Genomic DNA, 16,075 nt, shown 5'->3' on the forward strand with positions numbered 1-16,075 from the left:
ATTATAGGCGTAGCATGGGAAGCTTAATCACACATAAAGACTCTGCCAGCCTGGCCGCAGCTGTATATATAGTTCAGCAAACAAGCTTTACACCGCCGTCTATCGACCGGCTCAGGCGCTATCCGCTGTACTTTCCGACCCGGTCAATCCTGGTAAGTTACTTATCCGCTATCAAGACGATAGCCGCTGTTCTGATTGGCGACCTACCCTCTGCTACCGTTGGTAGTACCCGCACCTGTGTGGGACCTCCCGACACCATTGCGACGGACAGTACAACTGTTTTGACCCAAGGAAAACCGGCTGCGCGAATGGGAGTTACCACCGCGCATGGTGGTAAGATTATAATAGGATGCCCGACGGTTCTGATCGGATAATATTGCAAATGCATTTTCAAACTTCGAAAAGTAATAAATTACTTCCTGCACGCTGGCACAGATTTATTGGGAAATTAATCTTTTTAGTGCTGATTACGTCAACATCCAATATGGTAGCTGCAATGTCTTTTTTAAATGCCGGAAAAGCCTACGTATTTTCCCCAGTTCAAATAAGGATCACCCAGAATAAAGAGCCTCTCAAAGAAGCAAAAGTAATTCGCCGCTGGGAATGGAATGACAAGAAAGGGGAAGACTATGCTTTCACTAACAATGACGGAGTCGTTAGTTTCTCAGAAATTCGCCAGAGAGGAATCACTCAACTCTTTCCCGCGGAATTCGTCTCCGCCCAGCAAATAGTGGTGGTCATAGAGGGAAAAGAAGACCGCATATGGTCATTCTCCAAACGAAACCCCGACAAAAATTCGGAACTTGAAGGTACACCACTAAATCTGACGTGCGAACTAAGTAGCGAGGAAAAAATGTATCGCGATTTTGGCCCCGCACTATTTACCAAATGTACATGGAGTACCAAATGAGCCATCTAGAACCACTTTACGCTGCTCGCCTGGCTCAGGATATCTATGATTTAAATACCGACATCCGTAGGGACGATTTCCTGAGAGTTTACCAATCGGATTTCGAAACTGGCAAAGATAATAGTCTGAAAGGAAAGACTGGCGCTCTTACTTTCTTAAAAAACGAACATACCATTGGAATAGCCAGCAACGGAGTCGGACGTTTCAAGGGGCAATCATTCATTGCTCTCAAGGGAACAGCCAGCTTATATGACGGACTAACAGACCTGAACGCCGGCTTAAAACGTTTCCACACCGGCGGCCAAGTTCATCAGGGATTCTACTATACTTTTTCCTCATTCTTGCCACAGATTGAAGAGTTCGTGCAGCAATTGCCAGTAGAGTCACACACTATTCATTGTGTCGGCCACAGTCTCGGAGGTGCATTGGCAACGCTGACCGCTGATTGGCTGGCATGCAATACGGAAAAATCTATTAAACTTTACACATTTGGCAGCCCACGTGTCGGGCTGAATCATTTCTCAAGTAATTGCAGACGTCGCCTTACAGAAGAGAGTATTTTCCGCGTATATCATCGCAATGATCCAGTGCCAATGGTGCCGACATGGCCATTTATTCACGTCCCCGATGGAGGCAAGGGTGACTTACAAGTCCGCTCTCCCGATTCGCTAAACCCGGTTGCACACCACAGCTCAGATACTTATCGAAAATCTGTCTCTGAAGATAATAAAGGTAGTTCCAGCCTGGAATGGGACGTTTTAAGAAAGCGCCGCCCCCAAGGTTACCTCCAACAAAGCATGGAAGCCTGGCTAAAGTCAGACTCTGTCCTTAGTTTAACCATGAATACTGCATGGCTTGCTGGTGAGGCATTACTGTGGGTACTTAAGAAGATTGGAAATCTCGCAGCAATCGCTTTGGTGGCATCTGGCTCAACCACTTTCACCCTCCTTGACCGTCTCGCTATATTCATGCACAACGCCTACCAAATCAGCAAGGAGATCTCTTTCTGGGTTTTACGCCTGATCAAACGCTTAGCGCAATTAGTCGGCGTTACCATAAAGAGCGGTGCCAGTCTGACTGTTGAATTTATCAGGACAATCTTCTTGAGAGTTCATGCTGCTGTTGCAGAGCTGGTTGCACGTGCAAGCCGCACGTTACATTAAGTCTCTCGGCGCCCAGGGAATCTCCCTGGGCATGAACGGACAAAACTTGAACCTCAGCCCAGAATCATAGACTCATATTGTATCATGCCTGGACTTAATTTAATTATGCTGGTCTTCGCAGTTCTCACTCCAGTCTTGGTTATATTTGATTGCCTAAATTATAGGAAACATCAAACAAGCCAAAAGACTGTTGATCTTAGTCCGGATGAATTAAGTAACAGCCTACTAGTTGTACCTCCCCTTATCTCAATCCTTTATCCGGATGAATTTTGGCGCGCCACAGCTTTGCTAGCGTCAATCCCTTTACTAACAGCGACGCTACGGATCTTCTGCCACAAAGTAGGGTGGCTCAGTCGACCACCGGAATACATTTACTTACTACCTGGAAGCTGCCTAATTAGCATAGTGGTCTATTTCGTTTTCTACCATGAAGGTCAAATGCACGTTGCCCAGGCAGATTCGATAGGAACTAATACGGCTACACACTGGCTTTTGGATAAGGCATGGCTGTGCGTAATTTATATAATGGCAGCTTTATTTGCGATAACGCGAAAAGGCTCGGGAGGAATAAGTACGGCTAGTCTGATAGCTATCCTACTATTTAACCTTCTACCATTTTTTACCGGCTATTTTTGGATTTCGATTATTGCTGGTGTTAGCGTATTTTCATTGATTGTGCAGCGCCTAGCGTCGCGCCTAGAGGATTCCGTAAGGGGAGGCTTTGCCTTTGTTTCTGCATTTGCCTATCTCACGGTTACTTTACTTAGCGTCTTTGTCTATGCTGTTTTATATTGATATATAAATCAGTTACACGACCCTCAGCTGAGGGCCGCATCTTTAACTACCACTTTTTTAATTGACTCGGTATTTAAAGCCACCATCTTCCGTGGCACCAACATGGATATTGGTAACTTCCTGCCCTTTGGCCATCCTGCCTAAACAGCGTCCGGCCAGGGAAGGCAGTAAGGTACGATTGAGTATGACTTCTATATTGCGTGCACCCGTATCAGCCTCTTGACAACGTGCCACAATATTAATCAGTACATCCTCGTCGTAACCGAAGCTGGCCCCGTAGTGCTCTTTAACACGCTTCTCGATACGTCGCATATTGATTTTACAGATTTCCACCAGATCCTCGTCTTCCAGTGGGTAATAGGCGATGACGTTCGCACGCCCCAGGAAAGCGGGTTTGAATTTCTGCAATAACTGTGGACGGATATTGTCCAGTAGGACATCCGGCTCCGGCTTTTCCTCGACCTGACTGAAGATGGCTCGGATCGCATCTTCGCCCGCGTTGGAGGTCATAATGATGACGGTGTTCTTAAAGTCGATATCACGCCCTTCGCCATCTTTTATCGTGCCCTTGTCGAACAGGTTGTAGAAGATGTCCTGGACCCCGGGATGCGCCTTCTCCATTTCGTCCAGCAATATTACAGAATATGGCTTGCGCCTCGCGGCTTCGGTTAGAACACCGCCCTCACCGTAACCTACATATCCGGGCGGGGATCCAAGCAGCATCGAGACTTTGTGCTCTTCTTTAAATTCCGACATATTGATTGTCGTTATGTTCTGTTCGCCACCGAACAACTCATCGGCCAGCGCAAGGGCGGTTTCCGTTTTTCCGACGCCACTGGTACCGCAGAACATGAACACACCCACTGGTTTTCGCGGGTCGGTCAGCCCGGCACGAGATGTACGAATTGCCTGGGCCACGGCCTCGGTTGCATGGGGCTGACCAATGACCCGCTGGTTCAGGCGCTCAGCAAGCGTCTGCACCGCTACGATTTCATCGCTGACCATCTTTCCAACAGGGATACCGGTCCAATTTGCGATAACCTCTGCAATGGCCTGTTCGTCCACCGCCGGTTGCATCAGCGGTGTTTCGCCCTGCACATCGTCGAGCTGGGCGTGCAGAGATTGCAGTTGCTGCTTGAGATCTGCGATCGCAGCCTTATCGGGGGCTTCGCCGCTCGATAGCTGGCTCTGGAAGAGTTCATCAATCTGGTTCCGCAGCTTGTGGATTTGCTCAATCAGTTCACTCTCTTGGCGGCGCTGGTTGTCAAGTGCGCCCAGCCGTTCTTCGGCTTCCTGCTGTTGCGCTGCCAGGTGCTGCAATTGCTCTTCATGCACTCCCGTCGCAGCGTTCTCGCGCTGGAGCTTCTGAATCGTGCTCTTCGCGCGTGCTATCGTACGCTGTGCATCTTCTATAGGACCGGGCGTCGCCGACTGACCTAGTGCTACACGCGCACAGGCGGTATCGAGTAGGCTGACGGACTTGTCCGGCAGCTGGCGGCCGGGGATATAGCGGTGGGAAAGTTGCACCGAGGCAATGATTGCTTCGTCCAGAATACGCACCCTGTGGTGCTCCTCGAGAGAAGTCGCGATGCCGCGCATCATGTCGATGGCTTTTTCCTCGCTCGGCTCTTCCACTTTGACAACCTGGAAGCGGCGAGTGAGCGCGGGATCCCGCTCGAAATACTTTTTGTACTCAGCCCAGGTGGTGGCGGCTATGGTGCGTAACTCTCCCCGTGCCAGTGCTGGTTTGAGTAGGTTCGCGGCGTCACCTTGCCCTTCCTTGCCGCCGGCGCCGATCATGGTATGCGCCTCGTCGATAAACAGAATGATCGGTGTAGCGGAGGCGCGAACCTCTTCGATGACCGATTTGAGGCGATTCTCAAATTCGCCCTTAACACTGGCGCCGGCCTGCAACAGGCCCAGATCCAGTGTGCGTACTGCCACGCCCTTGAGAGGCTCCGGCACGTCCCCGCCGGCGATGCGCAGGGCAAAGCCCTCCACGACGGCAGTTTTCCCCACACCCGCTTCACCGGTAAGAATCGGGTTGTTCTGCCGGCGACGTGTAAGAATGTCGATGCACTGGCGGATTTCTTCATCGCGCCCCAGCACCGGATCTATTTCACCCTTCTGTGCGCGCTCGGTCAGATTGACCGTGTATTTATCCAGCGCCGGTGCCTTGCTGGCTGCGACGGCGACCGCCGAGCCCCCTTCCCCTGCGTTAGCGGCCGTCGCAACATGGCTTGACTCGCCGCTGCGGCCATACATCGCTCTGGCTGTTTCACGGATCGATTCCGGCGCAATGCTTTTTAACTCCGGACAGCTTTCCAGGAGCTGACGACGGGAGGTCTCATCCAGTAACAATGCGGCCAGTAAATGGCCGGAGCTGATAGCCCGGTGGCCGTAGTCGATGGAAGCCAGCATCCACGCATTCTTAGCTCCCTCGACTATGGTCGGTGACAGCGCAGCCGGCCGGCTACTGCCGGATTTAAATTTAGCAATGCTGGTCGCCAACTGTTTGGCGAAGTTAGACGGGTTGACATCGTGCTTTTCGAGCAGGTGATAGAGATCGGTATCCGACTGATCGAGTAGCTTCAGTAACCAGTGTTCCAGCTCCACGTTGTACTGGCTCTGCGCCAGGCACAGCCCGGCTGCGCCCTCGAGCGAGTCACGCATGTGCGGTGTCATGGTATCAACGAGACGCTTGAGATCTATGTTGATCATGGTCAAAGTTCCTTTTTGGTTTTGCTTGTCAGGCTGCAGGCAGTGCCTCATCCGGCGAAACCCGATCGGCGCTTAGCGTAATCGCCACACGCTGATTGTGTTCCTGCTCTCCCGCCATATGAGTGTTCCAGCCCAACAGCGGCTGGCTGTCCGGTTCATCGATGAGCTGCACCGGTACCACCTGATCCGTAAACAGCGTTACACATATCTCGAAGTCCATCTCGATGCCGGCGCTAAACTGGATAAAGGACTTGAGCGCTTCTAATTTTTCACTGCCCGGCGAAATCGCCATAAATTGCTCGTATTCCAGAGGTTCGACCACCACACGAAACTTGTTCTGCGCCTGGAAGCACTGGGTACCGAGCACCGAATTCTGCCCCAAACAGTTGTTCACACCCTGTGGATAGCCGGGACCCGGAAGGCGACAGAGGACATCTTCCGGAAGATTATCCCATTGCCCTTGGAACTGTTCGATGGATACATTCAGACCGAAGTACTGGCGGATCATGCTGGCGAGCGCCGCGGCAGAGCACTGCTGTCGGCTGAGATGACCTGCCATCCCCAGCATAGCCTCATCCGGGACCGGCATGCGGTAGCGCAATTCGCTGGTACCGAGACCGGACAATGCGGCGAGTGCATGGCTAAATAGGTCCGGTTCACGCTGTTGACGAAGATGCTGGCGTTCGTAGTTCACCGGCAACTGGTATTTGTGCCAGGCCTGATAAAACAACGAGATGTGCCGATGGTGGAAAATATCGAGAAAGTCCCGCAGGGCGGTATTCTTTTCCCGCAGCTCGCGGAGGACGAGCTCCGTCAGATAATACGGCATGACGCCCTGACTGCCGATCAGCCCCCCGAAACCGACCTCCATTCGCCACTGATTGGTTGCGGCATCACTGGGCTCACTTTCTGTACTATCTGCTTGTTGCACACGAAGTACATCGGCGCCGACAAACGAGAGACTCGACTGGGCACTAAATCGCACCAACTCCCGTGACGGCGGTGCAGCGCCCGCAACCGGCTCCAGTGCACGTTCCTGCCCTGCCCTTAATGTCACTCGCTCGAGTAGCCGTACCGCCTGGAAAAACTCAAAGCGGTACGGCTCGCGCCGCAAGCGCTCAATTACAGTAACGCTTTGTCGCCGGCGCGTGGTGGCCATCGTTTCAGCTCTCCGTCTCTGCCGCTCATGGTGGCGATCAAGCGGGTGAAGGAATTCAGCGAACAGTAAAGTCCAAGAAACCTCTCTATAACGCTGGCAAATAGTAGCGGGCTAGTGCCCGATAGCATCATGCTGTCCAGCTCAATCTTCACTTCTGTACCACGGCACAACACGACGCTGTTATCTATCTGAATTGGCGCGGTTATCGGACAGGTGGTCAACCTCAGCAGAGATTCGATCAAGTTCCTGGTGCTGGCTGAATCTCGAAAATCATAAAGGCGAAAGATTTCCTTCAACGCTTCGCAGCCGCCACTGCCAGAGAGCGAAAGGTGATTCAGGTTAAGATGTGATATCAGCCGCCAGTAACCACGCTCGCGTCGTGGCGGGCGCAGGGTCGCCGTCGGCGCCACGATACAGCTAATTCTACTGGCCGGCGCATCACCGTCGACGAGCTGCAGATACGGCTGGGCATTGCCCGTTGGCAGTTTCTTCGGTAAGTTGCGGTTACAGCAGGTCAGTTTTACGTCCATTGTGTGATCGCTGATGCGATGCGGATTGAAATCGAGATCCACCAGCGTGATATCCACTTCTGATGCCTGCTCATTACGGTGTTCACCTTCTACCACATCGCGGCGGCGACTGAACCAGAATGCCGATTGCCGCGCTTGATGCTGGCTATGCTGAATACCATAGAAGGGGCGATAGGTAGTAGTTTGCCCACTGCCATCGGTCGCTGAAACCTCGTCTACGGAGTAGATCTCCAGACCGTCACTACGTCGCGCGTCTGGCACGACATGATAGCTGTACTGCGTATGGCTGAGCGGAATCGGGTCTGCGGTCTGGGGAAATAGATTAACAGCGGGCGTGCAGCCCAATGCGAACATATTTGTGGCAATCTGCTTTTCCAGTTCTTCATGGCTCTCGGATAGATAGAAATACAGATTCAGAGTATCACCGTAGCTATTGTCCAGCGCCTCCTGTAGCCCCTCAATATCGATGAAGTGGAATTTTTCTGGAAAGGCAAAGTACTCGGTCAACAGACGATAACCGATAAACGCCGTATCTGGATATGGCAACAAACCCTCTTCAGGCTCTAACCCCACTTGTCTTATCGCATTGCTTTCCAAAAATATCGGCTTTGGGTCAGCTTCTCCATTGGCCACTACCAGCTTTGTGCATTTGCTCAACAGGATATCGTAGAGTGCGTAGATATGGCTTGGCTGGCCACGCAGAAAAAAACGCAGTTTTCCAGGGTTGAGCTCGAAGAAGCTGAGATCCTGGCTCAAGGTCTTCAGCGATAACTTGAGTACCGCATTCGCGCCTTGGATATCATTGCACCCCGGTGCGATGAATGGACGCGGCATCAGGCTGGCACTCACGGCCTCAAAAGGGCAGATATCGACGGAATAACTGCTGGTAAACCGACACGTTTGTCCCTGAAAGCTATCACTTTCCAGAAGTGTACCGGCTCCCACGTTAGTGATCGCATCAAGGTCCGGCTCGGGCTCGAATTGCACAATGGCACAGGAGGGAATAGGACGCAGGTAATGCGGGTACAGCGTTTCCAGCATCGCATCGGTGAGCTCGGGAAAATCATCGCTCAGCTTCTGCTGTACTCTCGCATTCATATACGCAACACCGGACAGCAGGCGGCCGACCAGGGGATCGTCCACGGTATCTGTATCGAGCTGCAGCCGCGAAGCCGTCGCTGGATGCATGCGGGCGAATTCCGCGGCGGTCTGCTGCACAAACGCCAACTCACGCTCGTAGAGATCGATTAGCTTTTCACTCATTAAATAATCTCCGATACATCGACCGTCTGGGTAACCGGATTAAGCGCCGAATCGAATACGATAACTTCCGCCGCAGGATTCACGTGTAGTACCGCCTCTACACGGAAACGGATACTCGGATCCTCTACATCCATCTTTTCCTGGGTTGTGACTTTTACAGATCTGATACGGGGTTCGAAGTTTAAGATGGTCTTTTCGATTTCCCGGCAGAATCGCTTGCGGCTGTCCATGGACGACAGGTTTATCGTTGACAGATCTGGAAGACCGAAATTGATATTGGACTTCTGTAATTGCACATGCGTGTCCGGCGCTGAGAGACAGCGGTAGCGCGTATTGAACAGATACTCCAGATCGCGCCTTACCCCTTCGCGCAACTGTTTGAGTAGTTGATGTGGCTGGTGCGGATCTACGTTGCGGGATGATTCCAGTAATCGATCGAGCACCGGGGCGAGCAGCCGCTTTTCTTTCATTTTTAGACTACCGTTCCAATACCGACCTGGGCCAGCGCCGTCGTGAGTTTGAGCTCCGACACTAGGTGGTCTACCGTGTAGTGGCTCTTCAGGTGAATGATGCTCTGGTAGCTGCCGACTTTGCCGGGCTCGTCTACCACCTGGACCCGCGCTTCGCGCAGCGGGTAGCGTGCGAGCATCTCCCAGGACAGGTCATCGCGACCGGTGGTATAGCGATCGAGCCACTGCTGAAGCTGGCGTTCGCAGTCCTTGGCATTCATATAGGCACCAACTTTGTCCCGGATCATTACTTTTATGTAGTGAGCAAAGCGCGACGCACATAATATCTGCTGCAGCATCGAGCTGATTCGGGCATTCGCCGTTGCAGCCTTGGTGGTGTACTGCTTTGGGCGCTGTAATGACGGCACATTGTTAAAGGCGCTGTAGGGGGTATCGTAGCAGTGACTCAGGCAGGTAAATCCCAGCTCACTCAGTTCCCTTTCGGCGAAATCTGTTACCAGTATAGAGGTCGACATACGCCCCATGTGCGCCCGTGAATCGACTGCATAGGGGACAACCGGCAACTGCGATACCAGGCCTCCCCCCAAGTGATCACGTGCCACACCGCGGATATGCGAAAACCAGCCTACTTCGGCAAATTCGCGTATCAGCACGGCGCCGAGGGCAAAACAGGCATTTCCCCAGAGATAGTTGCGGCTGTGTGAAGCGGCAACAGCCTCGGCAAACCGCAGCCCGCGATAGCGCGAGAAACTGGTGTTGTACGGCTGACGCATCAGAACTTGTGGCAGCGTTACTGCAATAAAGCGGCTATCTTCGAGCTCCCGTAATCCATTCCAGCGAATGTACTGCTTCTGGCGAAACACCTCACCGAAATCGATTGGCTTGGCCAAATCCTCATATTGATCGACACCAAACAGTTGGGGGGTCGCCGCGCATACAAACGGCGCAAATGCGGCGGCAGCGGTTTGCGCAATGCCCTGCAGGGTGAAAACATCATCGTAGGGATGGTCCGAGAACGGCCGGTGGGAAACATAGTAATCCCCCAGAATAAGGCCAAAGGGTTCACCACCTGGTGTACCAAATTCCTCGTTGTACAGCAGATGAAACAGGCCGGACTGATCGTAATCCGGAGCCCTCTCAATATCCTTGGTGAGATCCCGCCAACTTACATCCAGCAGCTTTATCTTCACATTGTCGCTATGGGGGGCGGCGTTGATCAGCATGGCCAGGCCAAGCCAACTGGCCTCCAGGCGCTGGAATCGGGGGTGGCGCAGGATTGCATTGACCTGGTCGCAGATCGCCTCGTCAATTTCCGCGATCAGCCTGCCCAGCCACTGGCGTACGCTGAAATTCTCGCGGTTGTGACAGGGACAGATTTCCGTCAGCCAGTATTCCAGGGCAAAAAGGTCGTCCGGTTCCTGCAGGAATTTTCGCAGGGGCCCCCATCCGCTTTGCATCAATGACGCCGGCAGCAGCTCCCCGAACTCACGAGACTGGTGACTGGATGATGCTGCGGACAAAGAAGCTTCTCCCAAGGAACGATTCAGTAGCGAAAGCGTGGGACTTTCGCGTTTTCGTAGGGTACATCGGAAATATCAAAGGCCCGCCGCAGACGGCGGGCCTATAGCTTTATCCCGCCGTGGGGATATTCGCCACCATACGCATGGACGTGGTCAGCTCTTCCATCTGCAGCCATGGTTTCAGGTAGGCTACTGCGCTGTAGCAACCCGGCTGGCCAGGAATTTCCTTCACTTCAACACGTGCTTCGGCCAACGGATACTTGGCTTTCATTTCCGCGCTCGCGTCAGGGTTTGAGTTGGTGTACTGACTTATCCACTTATTAAGCCAGCGCTCACAATCGCCCGCCTCCATGAAGGAACCCACCTTGTCACGCGCCATGACTTTCAGGTAGTGGGCAATACGCGAGGTCGCCATCAAATAAGGTAGGCGTGCGGAAATTGCCGCATTGGCGGTTGCATCAGGGTCGTCAAAGGCTTTTGCTTTCTGCGCGCTCTGCGAACCGAAGAATACAGAGTAGTCTGTGTTCTTGTAATGGCACAACGGAAGGAAACCCTGGGCACTGAGTTCCGCCTCGCGGCGATCAGTAATGCCGATTTCCGTCGGGCACTTCTGGTCCAGGTCGCCGTCATCACTTTTAAACAGGTGTGTCGGCAAGCCTTCCACTTTACCTCCACCTTCAGCGCCGCGAATGGCGGTACACCAGGAATTCTCTGCGAAGGCGCGAGTCATGGTGGTACCCATCACGTAGGCCGCATTCATCCAGCAATACTGATCGTGCTCTGCCGGTCGGGATACACCGGACTCATCTACTTCGAACTCTTCAAAGTTAAAGGACTCAATCGGCTTGGTGTTGGCGCCGTAAGGGGTGCGGGCCAGTGTCCGCGGCATGACCAGCGTCACGAAACGGGAATCATCGCTGTCGCGGAAACTGCGCCACTTAATGTATTCACCAGACTCAAAGATGCCGCCGAGATCACGGGGTTTCGACAGCTCGGTAAAATCATTGAAGCCAAACATGCCGGCACCAGCCGCCGATACGAACGGACAGAAGCCCGCCGCGGCTACATTCGACATCTTGCTCAGCAGCTCGATATCCTCCGGGTGGCTGGTAAACTCAAAGTCACCAATCATGCAGCCGAAGGGCTCGCCACCAGCGGTGCCGAATTCCTCTTCGTAGATTTTCTTGAACGTCTGGCTCTGGTCAAACTCCACCGCTTTATCCAGGTCGCGAAACAGCTCGCGCTTGGACAGGTTGAGCATACGGATCTTCAGCGTCGCCCCGGTCTCGCTGTTCATGACCATGTGATGCAGTCCGCGCCAGGAACCCTCCAGCTTCTGCAGCTTCTCTTCGTGCAGAATGGCCGATAGCTGCTTGGACATGGCGGCATCAATAGCCTGGACGGCTTTGTTGATCGTTTGGGTAAGATTCCGATCCCAAGTGACGGTCCCTTTCAGAACCTGCTGAGTCAGGTTGGCGATCAGGTCTTGCGCTTCATCTGGTTCAGTCTGCTTAGTGGCCGAGATCGCTTGCTCCAGTAGGCTGACCGACTGCTCTTCCGCTTCGCTTTCCGCTACGTTTTCGACTTCGGTACTCATTCCGCGTCCTCTCCCTTTTCTTCTCCCAGACCCAGCTGCTCAGAAATAGCACCGACATTTTCAGTACTCTTCAGAATATCTTCCAGAACCTTTTCCAGCTCTTCCGAACGATCAGCCTTGCTGAGCAAATCCCGCAGCTTGCTGCGCGCTTCCAACAGCTGCTTGAGCGGTTCCACCTGTTCGACAATCTGCTCCGGCGAGAAGTCATCCATGTGATTGAAGTCCAGATCCACCGCCATCTTGCTACCGTCACCGGCGAGGGTGTTCTCCACCTGTAGATTCAGCTTTGGATTGACCTTCGACATAACATCATTGAAATTATCGCGATCGATCTGGACAAACTTACGCTCCTTCAACGCCTTGCGGTTTTCAGCGTTATCACCGGAATAGTCGCCCATCACACCGGCAACAAACGGCAGTTCCTTCTTGACTTCAGCACCGTTGGTTTCTACATCGTACGTGATGTGTACACGCGGCTTGCGCACACGCTTCAGCTTGTTGTGGATGCTCTCAGACATCTTGGATCTCCTTTCCTCAATTTAGGATGCAATTAGTGAAGTGATTACCAGCCCACGCTGGCCTCTGCCTGTGGTTCTTCAGACCAACCTGTCTGAGTGGAAGCTGCCTCAGGTTCTGTCATTGCGCCTGTATCGGCGGTCATCGGAACCCCACTGGCCGCCGCAGGTGGCGCCACATAACGCTGGGTATCCGAGCCATCGAGCTTGACGCCGGTCAACTGGGAATAGACTGCACGCGATTGATCGTCGGGCAGTAGTTCGGTCATCAATTCGGCAACGGTCATGCGCCCCCAACTGATCAGTCGCTCCAAGCCGGGAGCCAGGGGGGTGTGCGGCTCATAGGTGCGGAAATATTTCGCCGCTTCCTCGAGTAATTTCAGAGCTGACTCCCGTGAGGAGACCGCACCAGCGGGCACATTGAGACCGCCGGGCGCGGTTGCGACGAGAGTTGCGCCGGTCTCTTCCGCACCAGCGGCCGGGCCTGCCGACTCGGCTGGCTCAGCGGAGGAGACCGCGAGGGCATCGAGCTGCTGTTTGTAGATAAAGCGTGTCGTGCGCAGGACTTCGTCCAGCAGAGTGTTGATATTTGTCGCCGGCGGTGCGTCGTGGCCACAACTGGAACGCAGTGCGTCATTGATGCTTTTGTAATGGGCAACGGTCTCTTCCAGCGTCTCTATAAGATCCTGCGCCCATTCATTACTGGCACTGTGTATGCAGCTTTCAATGTCGCCCAGGCTGTAGCCGAGCGTCTCGAGCCGTGCCGCCTTGGCATCTTCATCCGCTATACGGTCGGCATCCCGGGCTTGCTGATACTGAAAGAAAGAGAAGGTACCGTAATCGCCTTCGGGCGTGATTTCGGCACTGCGGATCGGTAGCAGCAATGTCCCATCTCCACCGTCCCCGTTCAGTCCCGTCAGGGGCGCCACTTTGGTTTCCAGGCCGTCTTCGTCCGGTTCCGGGTAGAGGCCCTCCCAGTGCTCGGCCACCAGGCGATCAATCAACGCCATGCCATCTCGCAGCCCGGTGAAACCGTGCAGGCGGATCAGTGCTTCGGTATACCAGGCCGCAACTTCGAGGTCTTTGCTTTTTGTCGACAGAATCTTCTGCGCCGCTTGGGCGACATCCCGCCAAGGCGCCAATAGATCAGTATCACTTTCATCGAACAGCGCCGAGCGCTCCGCCGCTCGCGCACTGTTGCGGGCATCTTTGATGGTGTAGTAGTCGGAGGTCGGCGATCGGTCCTCGCGAATATCGCTACCGGTGGGCTGGTTGTCGGCAATCGCTGCCGCCAAATCGTCAATATTGATTGAGCTTGGAAAGGCCATGCAGTGTCCTTTTTCGTTTTATCCCTTTAACCTGCTCTGAGCAGTGTGCTTCGGCTACGGCCTTTCCACACTCTGGTCAGACTAGCAACTCACTTTACGACCCGATGGCGCGGGCTCTATGCGAAAATCTCTGATGAGCTGCTCAAACAGCCTCAGCTTTCCAGCAAAAACCCGGGCTTCACACCACAGAAAAATCGTGTAGTACCAACTTTTATCGCCCACACAACCGAGTAGATACCTGATCGGTACGTTACCCAGCTCAGCAGAAAGCTGAACGGTATAGGTTGCATAAGTAGAGTTCCCGAGCGGTACAGGCTCTCCATGAATCTGCCCCGCACTGACTTTTGCATAGCACTGTTGCAATTGTGCTGCGCTGTAGTCGGTCAGCGTCAAGGTTTTCGGCAGTTCCGCCTTATCCTGCCGCAGCACAACGACATACTGGTGAGACAGCCTGTCTCCACGCTGAAAAAGAGCATGCGGATTCAAGTCATCACAAGTTTGCCAAGATGCTGGTAATGAGAGAGAAATACTGGAATCAGCGCTGAACGATCTGATCATCCCAGCTCTAACCAGTGGCGCTCCCTCGCCCTGCGACTGACTGCTACACCATAGGATGCGATCACCCTGGTATAACTCTGAATGCCACCCTCCATCCCATAGAGTATTAACAATCCTTTCTGCCCGATGTCGATCCTGAGTCCGTTTTACGATACAGCGCGCGCCGGACAACAGGCGCTTGATCTGATGGAAGTCGAGCGAAAACTGGTTAGCCAGTGCCTCGATACCTCGCCGGCGGGTAAAACCATCGCGCAGCACCCCGGTAAACACGACCTCAAAATACATTCCTATGACCTGCGATCCCTGCCAACCAAATGAAATAACGGAGCTGAAAATCTGCACCTCCGCCAGAGAACCAAAAATCCATCTGGCTCATAAACTGCCTTGAGAAAAAAAGCTGGGACTATCGTATCTAGTAATACGCAGACAGCAGATCCCAGAAAAATTAAACCTTCTGGAACCTGTTATTCTCCGTTACAAGTTACATAATTCTACCGGACCTTCTCCGCGTTTGGATACACAGCAAACAACTATCGGCAATGAAACTGGTACTAATACCAGTTATTGCTCTCCAACTTTCACAAATGAAACGAATGTACTTAATTATCCAGGGCATTCAGCCGTATTCTTGTTTTGCAAGACTTCGATATTATTCGATTAACTTAAACGATATCGAAAAATAATGCCGCAAAAACGACATATTCTTCAATGACAACGGATTACAGCAGAGTTTAATCAACATCTTTTCGAATCGGTTCGATTAAGTCCCAACAAATGCAAATTGATGCGCCACGAATCTTCAAGTGTATAAGCAATTTTTTTTGTCTTGATGCATCTTCGCTGCCACGTTCAAATAGAGCCGTTCACCAGTTTTGACTCGGCGCCCCTAGCATTGAGCAGTACAGAGTTGGTTCCGGCAACGCTGGGCTGACAAGCGTGGTCGGAGCCAGTTGCTGTGAACCCGCACACCACCAAAGGCTGAAGCTGGATAAATTGGCTCGATACAGTTGGTTCAGTAAACTCGGGTAACTACTACCAATATTGGCTTCGTTACAGGCTACGATATGGCTGCCATTGACGTCGATCACACGGTTATCTGGCAGTCCGGGCAAAAAATCAGGAAACCTTTCCAGCAGGTGATCGGCCTGCAACCCGCCTTGAAGCGCCTCTAGTGCCAGGTCGGACATTTGCTGATACCAGCTTTCGGCAGTCACCTGAACAGAAAATGGGTTCGTGTTAGAAGTCACGGGAACGGCCATGGTCAGCGGGAAATAGCGACCGACACTGTCCACGCTCGGCACCAGAATTCCGGCCCAGGCCTGTCCGTCCAGTACGCCGGAGGAGAGGGCGAAGCGCCAAATAGGGCTGGTCAGATAGTAATCCAGCCACGACTCCCCCACCAGCTCGCGTGATCCGTATACCGCGCGCTGAAGCCATTCGTCCCACACTTTCACAAAGCTGGCCGGCAACTCCCGTTGAATAAAGTCGCCGTGTCCAGGGAGCTTTCCGTACAACCCTTTTTTTATACTCACTTTCAGCTCTGCCT

14 protein-coding genes are annotated in these 16,075 nt (G+C 53.0%); 4 read left to right on the top strand and 10 right to left on the bottom strand.

Features of this window, described 5'->3' with window-relative positions; genetic code table 11:
* The first annotated feature begins 14 nt into the window (after nucleotides 1-14).
* From BUC36_RS18605 to BUC36_RS18840, 4 genes are all read left to right on the top strand, one after another.
* Nucleotides 15-374 (top strand): PAAR domain-containing protein, encoded by a 360-nt coding sequence (locus BUC36_RS18605; protein ID WP_084536018.1) that lies wholly within the window; start codon nucleotides 15-17, stop codon nucleotides 372-374.
* An 8-nt stretch (nucleotides 375-382) separates the two neighbouring features.
* Nucleotides 383-910 carry a DUF6795 domain-containing protein gene (locus BUC36_RS18835; RefSeq protein ID WP_143186994.1) on the top strand — a complete coding sequence of 176 codons (528 nt, stop codon included), beginning with the start codon at nucleotides 383-385 and terminating at the stop codon, nucleotides 908-910.
* Nucleotides 907-2,073: a lipase family protein gene (locus tag BUC36_RS13285; protein WP_159436022.1), complete on the top strand. Its 1,167-nt coding sequence runs from the start codon at nucleotides 907-909 to the stop codon at nucleotides 2,071-2,073. Before BUC36_RS18835 ends, BUC36_RS13285 begins: the two co-directional genes overlap by 4 nt.
* Nucleotides 2,074-2,511: 438 nt before the next feature.
* Complete coding sequence (locus tag BUC36_RS18840; RefSeq protein ID WP_143186995.1) at nucleotides 2,512-2,868, top strand: hypothetical protein; 357 nt, start codon at nucleotides 2,512-2,514, stop codon at nucleotides 2,866-2,868.
* Between the two features lie 57 nt (nucleotides 2,869-2,925).
* On the opposite strand, the gene tssH is transcribed toward BUC36_RS18840, so the two are convergent.
* The 10 genes from tssH to tagF form a co-directional block, all read right to left on the bottom strand.
* The gene (tssH, locus tag BUC36_RS13290; protein ID WP_084536020.1) at nucleotides 2,926-5,589 is read right to left on the bottom strand and encodes a type VI secretion system ATPase TssH; all 2,664 of its coding nucleotides are present in this window, start codon (nucleotides 5,587-5,589) and stop codon (nucleotides 2,926-2,928) included.
* Nucleotides 5,590-5,617: 28 nt separating this feature from the next.
* Entirely contained in the window at nucleotides 5,618-6,748 is a 1,131-nt protein-coding gene (tssG, locus tag BUC36_RS13295; RefSeq protein WP_073275929.1) for a type VI secretion system baseplate subunit TssG, read from the bottom strand.
* Nucleotides 6,712-8,541 carry a type VI secretion system baseplate subunit TssF gene (tssF, locus tag BUC36_RS13300; RefSeq protein ID WP_073275931.1) on the bottom strand — a complete coding sequence of 610 codons (1,830 nt, stop codon included), beginning with the start codon at nucleotides 8,539-8,541 and terminating at the stop codon, nucleotides 6,712-6,714. The genes tssG and tssF overlap by 37 nt, the downstream gene beginning before the upstream one ends.
* The gene (gene tssE / locus BUC36_RS13305; RefSeq protein ID WP_073275933.1) at nucleotides 8,541-9,011 is read right to left on the bottom strand and encodes a type VI secretion system baseplate subunit TssE; all 471 of its coding nucleotides are present in this window, start codon (nucleotides 9,009-9,011) and stop codon (nucleotides 8,541-8,543) included. The genes tssF and tssE overlap by 1 nt, the downstream gene beginning before the upstream one ends.
* A gap of 2 nt (nucleotides 9,012-9,013) precedes the next feature.
* Nucleotides 9,014-10,531: a type VI secretion system contractile sheath large subunit gene (tssC, locus tag BUC36_RS13310; RefSeq protein ID WP_073275935.1), complete on the bottom strand. Its 1,518-nt coding sequence runs from the start codon at nucleotides 10,529-10,531 to the stop codon at nucleotides 9,014-9,016.
* Nucleotides 10,532-10,640: 109 nt separating this feature from the next.
* Nucleotides 10,641-12,128: a type VI secretion system contractile sheath large subunit gene (tssC, locus tag BUC36_RS13315; RefSeq protein ID WP_073275937.1), complete on the bottom strand. Its 1,488-nt coding sequence runs from the start codon at nucleotides 12,126-12,128 to the stop codon at nucleotides 10,641-10,643.
* Nucleotides 12,125-12,646: a type VI secretion system contractile sheath small subunit gene (gene tssB, locus BUC36_RS13320; RefSeq protein WP_073275939.1), complete on the bottom strand. Its 522-nt coding sequence runs from the start codon at nucleotides 12,644-12,646 to the stop codon at nucleotides 12,125-12,127. The genes tssC (BUC36_RS13315) and tssB overlap by 4 nt, the downstream gene beginning before the upstream one ends.
* Nucleotides 12,647-12,690: 44 nt before the next feature.
* On the bottom strand, nucleotides 12,691-13,971 hold the full coding sequence (gene tssA, locus BUC36_RS13325; RefSeq protein WP_073275941.1) for a type VI secretion system protein TssA: 1,281 nt from the start codon (nucleotides 13,969-13,971) through the stop codon (nucleotides 12,691-12,693).
* An 81-nt stretch (nucleotides 13,972-14,052) separates the two neighbouring features.
* Nucleotides 14,053-14,814, bottom strand: coding sequence for a hypothetical protein (locus BUC36_RS18845; RefSeq protein ID WP_143186996.1), 762 nt, complete (start codon nucleotides 14,812-14,814; stop codon nucleotides 14,053-14,055).
* Between the two features lie 578 nt (nucleotides 14,815-15,392).
* Nucleotides 15,393-16,061, bottom strand: coding sequence for a type VI secretion system-associated protein TagF (tagF, locus tag BUC36_RS13340; RefSeq protein ID WP_073275955.1), 669 nt, complete (start codon nucleotides 16,059-16,061; stop codon nucleotides 15,393-15,395).
* Nucleotides 16,062-16,075: the final 14 nt, after the last annotated feature.

It is taken from the genome of Microbulbifer donghaiensis, assembly GCF_900129095.1.
Classification (GTDB): Bacteria; Pseudomonadota; Gammaproteobacteria; order Pseudomonadales; family Cellvibrionaceae; genus Microbulbifer; species Microbulbifer donghaiensis.

Excerpts from the sequence above, each read along its gene's own strand:
- BUC36_RS18605 (WP_084536018.1), top strand. The coding sequence starts at position 15 with ATGGGAAGCTTAATCACACATAAAGACTCTGCCAGCCTGGCCGCAGCT.
- BUC36_RS18835 (WP_143186994.1), top strand. The coding sequence starts at position 383 with ATGCATTTTCAAACTTCGAAAAGTAATAAATTACTTCCTGCACGCTGG.
- BUC36_RS13285 (WP_159436022.1), top strand. The coding sequence starts at position 907 with ATGAGCCATCTAGAACCACTTTACGCTGCTCGCCTGGCTCAGGATATC.
- BUC36_RS18840 (WP_143186995.1), top strand. The coding sequence starts at position 2,512 with ATGCACGTTGCCCAGGCAGATTCGATAGGAACTAATACGGCTACACAC.
- tssH (WP_084536020.1), bottom strand. The coding sequence starts at position 5,589 with ATGATCAACATAGATCTCAAGCGTCTCGTTGATACCATGACACCGCAC.
- tssG (WP_073275929.1), bottom strand. The coding sequence starts at position 6,748 with ATGGCCACCACGCGCCGGCGACAAAGCGTTACTGTAATTGAGCGCTTG.
- tssF (WP_073275931.1), bottom strand. The coding sequence starts at position 8,541 with ATGAGTGAAAAGCTAATCGATCTCTACGAGCGTGAGTTGGCGTTTGTG.
- tssE (WP_073275933.1), bottom strand. The coding sequence starts at position 9,011 with ATGAAAGAAAAGCGGCTGCTCGCCCCGGTGCTCGATCGATTACTGGAA.
- tssC (WP_073275937.1), bottom strand. The coding sequence starts at position 12,128 with ATGAGTACCGAAGTCGAAAACGTAGCGGAAAGCGAAGCGGAAGAGCAG.
- tssB (WP_073275939.1), bottom strand. The coding sequence starts at position 12,646 with ATGTCTGAGAGCATCCACAACAAGCTGAAGCGTGTGCGCAAGCCGCGT.
- tssA (WP_073275941.1), bottom strand. The coding sequence starts at position 13,971 with ATGGCCTTTCCAAGCTCAATCAATATTGACGATTTGGCGGCAGCGATT.
- BUC36_RS18845 (WP_143186996.1), bottom strand. The coding sequence starts at position 14,814 with ATGTATTTTGAGGTCGTGTTTACCGGGGTGCTGCGCGATGGTTTTACC.